Origin of the sequence: uncultured Winogradskyella sp. (genome assembly GCF_963975125.1) — a bacterium.
In the GTDB taxonomy this organism is placed as follows: domain Bacteria; phylum Bacteroidota; class Bacteroidia; order Flavobacteriales; family Flavobacteriaceae; genus Winogradskyella.
Map to the genome: position 1 here is coordinate 1 of NZ_CAXBGB010000141.1, position 3325 is coordinate 3325.

Annotated in this window: 3 protein-coding genes and 1 pseudogene; all 4 read right to left on the reverse strand. The window is 32.8% G+C overall.

What is annotated here, in order from left to right; translation table 11 throughout:
* A partial coding sequence (locus AAC053_RS13740; RefSeq protein ID WP_339757818.1) for a pesticidal protein Cry7Aa occupies positions 1-746 on the reverse strand: 746 nt, incomplete at its 3' end.
* A 42-nt stretch (positions 747-788) separates the two neighbouring features.
* Entirely contained in the window at positions 789-1943 is a 1155-nt protein-coding gene (locus AAC053_RS13745) for an NAD(P)/FAD-dependent oxidoreductase (RefSeq protein WP_339757821.1), read from the reverse strand.
* The gene (locus tag AAC053_RS13750; protein WP_339757824.1) at positions 1933-2859 is read right to left on the reverse strand and encodes an alpha/beta hydrolase; all 927 of its coding nucleotides are present in this window, start codon (positions 2857-2859) and stop codon (positions 1933-1935) included. The genes AAC053_RS13745 and AAC053_RS13750 overlap by 11 nt, the downstream gene beginning before the upstream one ends.
* A 79-nt stretch (positions 2860-2938) precedes the next feature.
* Positions 2939-3325, reverse strand: a pseudogene (locus AAC053_RS13755) (fructose-bisphosphate aldolase); the annotation flags it as partial.

Sequence of the window (3325 nt, forward strand, 5' to 3'; positions counted from 1 at the left end):
AGCCAACCATCTTCTGTTTCTATGGGTGGACAGCCACCACCAATATAATTTACCTCAAAATCATATTTTGGGTCTAAAATTATATAGTCTGTTAACTTTTTTAAATAGTTTTCCCAAAATTCTTTTGTTAAGTCATCCCAGTAATCAAAATATACGATTTGGATTCCTGGCCAGATACGATGAAGCATTGCAAATTTTCCATTAATTTTTCGAGGAAATAAAAAAATATCTTTATCGCGTAGAAACCGTCTTTCTTCTTCTACCAATCCTATTTCTGCAAAAAGATTGTAATAATGATGATATTTAGGGTTTAATTTTTCTTGTTCGCAACAATTAACAAAACATTCGTATTCATTGTAATTAATTAATGGTGAGATAATTCCTTTTTTTTCAAAATGCTTTAAGTCTTTAGAAACCGCAAGAGCTCCCAGAGCATTAATACCATCGTATGCTGTATAATTAAGATAGTATAAATCTTCAATTTTTACGACACGCGCATCTTCAACACCATGTTTTTCATAATCATATTCTCGCTCAATCAATGGTTTTTTATGTCGTTCTATAATAGTGTTTGACCCCTTGGATTTGGCATAGCCAATCGTTGAGAAATTACCTTCTTCAACAGCTCTATAAAAAATATGAACGCTGTTATTTTCTTGGTATATACCAGGATTTAGCACTCCATTATTCTCAAATTTGAGTTCGGTAGGGCTTAATATGAGACCTTGTTTTTCTACGGTTACCATAGTTGTTAATTTTTTAAAAATTAATTACTAGCTTATAATTGTCTAACAATCAGATTCAATTTCAAGGGAGTCGTGCTTTCCATGTTTACACCATAAACACGAACAGTTTTTATGCATACATTGCTTATCATTCAATCTAGGTTTAAACCAGAGCTTAGCTAAAGGCAATAATATACGTTTGTCAATGCCGTTTGAATTATATTTTTTAGTTAAAATTGGAATAAGATCTTTCTTTGTCGAGATCATTTTCAGTACTTTTTTATAGCCTTTATTACCTAATCTTGTAAACATCCATCGGTTAATAAGAGACACTTCCATTTTTGGAATAATATGTTTTTTACAAAGGTCTTGATATGACTTATCTTCTATAATACTTCGAGCTGCCAAATAACCAGAATGCATGGCATAACGCATACCAAAACCCCAAAGCGCATCTTGGAATCCTGCATTTTCACCTACGTAATAAATTCGATTATCTTTTGTTAGATTTTTATTGAAGAAAAAATTAACATAACCTCCAAAGGGTTTTGGGTTTATAATATCTATATCTACGGTTTCAACAAGTCTTTTGTAGGCACGGTCGTAATATTCTTGGGCATTAGGAAAAGATTTAAACAAACAGGTTGCAAATGTGGCTCTACCTTCATTAACCAAAAGGTAAGCATAAGCCTGAGGTGCAATATTGTCGTCTAAATAACCTGCATAGTAGTTTTTGTGAGTGGTTTTAAAAACAATGCCTTTAGCGATGGCATCTGCTGCTTTGGGTCCTGTACCAATAATTACTTTACCTTCTGGAACTTTTGATATACGAGAATTCCATTTAATTTCTACGCCAGCTTTTAGAGCTTGCCTTTTTAATCCTTGGTCTAAAGAATATTCATTAGTGCCACGTTCTACAAGATAAAATAAAGGGCGAGATGTATTAATATTATATTTTTTTAATAAAGGGTCAAAATAATCACCATTGCTATAGGGTGCAAACCTAAAATTTATGGATACATCTATAGATTCTAAAAAATCTTGTGCGTCTTCATAAGTTGACCAATTGTCTATACCTTGAAAGTCCCCATTAAAGCGAGTGCCAACATCTTTTTTCATTTCATGAACTGTAACTGTATAATTATTTTTGGCAAGTTGTATTGCTGCTACTAAACTGGCTGGTCCACCACCGATAATATTTACAGTTTTAGAATTCATTTGTCATTACTTTGTTTTCTTCGTTGGAAGTAATACTTGTATGCGGGAATTGATTTATAGCGTTCCAGACTAGGTTTGGCTCTTTTAAAAACAATTGGTGATCGCCACCAGCTACTGTTATAAATTTTGAATTAGAAAATGTTTTAGCATATTTTTTGGCACCTTCATAAGGCGCTGAAGAATCCTCAGTACCATGAATAAACACAATCTTCTTGTCCTTAATCACTTTTGAAAATATGCTTAGATCGGGTTTAATCACAATTTCATTTAGGGAGTTGGCATAACTTTGCCAAGTATGTTTTTTTGCATCTTCATACACTTCGTCAGTTAAATTATCGGGTTTAAAAAAATTAGTCATAAAAATAGGATGCAGCATACAAATAAGTGTACCGTATTTTCCTGAAACTAATCGATCAAAAGCACCATGGCCAGACATAATTTCTTTAAACTCATTTTTATCTTTATAAACAGGAAGCCCAGTAATAATGGCACCTTCAAACCAATTGTTATGTTTTGCAAGTAGTGCCAGTGAGATAATGGCTCCCATGGAGTGCCCTACGATAACCGCATTGCCATCATTAAAATTTTCTTTGGTAATTATCTTCTCCAAGGCGTTTAGTTGGATATTGAGACTATATTCGCTATTAGGTTTTGGAGAATCACCAAATCCCAGTAAATCCACTAATAACAGCTGATGCGTTTTACTAACCGTTTCCAACTCGCTTTTCCAATAATTTTTAGACCCTGTTAAACCATGTATAAACACCAATTTTTTATTGCCAGAACCTACAATTTCGTAATTTAATGGCATGGTTTCTGGATTGTATTTTGGCGCATTAATAACTTTAAAATACTCATAGCCACCAATAATACCAATTGGAATAAAAAGTAATAAGAAAATAATTAATAAGGTCATTTTGCCAATTTTTAGGATTCTATTTTTTTTTTGTTTTATGCTAGGCATATAGTTAAAAACTTTGTTTTTCTATTGTAAGTTATGCAATTGTAATTTTCTTATTTAAATACACACTTTGTACGGTTTTTAATAACTCTACACCTTCTCTTAAAGGCTTTTGAAACGCTTTTCTTCCCATTATCAAACCAGAACCACCAGCTCTTTTATTGATTACTGCTGTTGTTATGGCTTCAACCAAATCAGATTCACCTTTAGAGCCACCGCCTGAATTAATCAATCCTATTTTACCCATATAGCAGTTGGCTACTTGTAACCTACAAAGGTCAATAGGATGGTCTGTTGTCAATGTTTCATACATGTCATCATCATATTTTCCAAAACCAATATTTTTAAAACCGAAATTGTTTGTGGGTAGTTTCTGCTTAATAATATCTGCCTGTATGGTCACACCTAAATGATTTGCTTG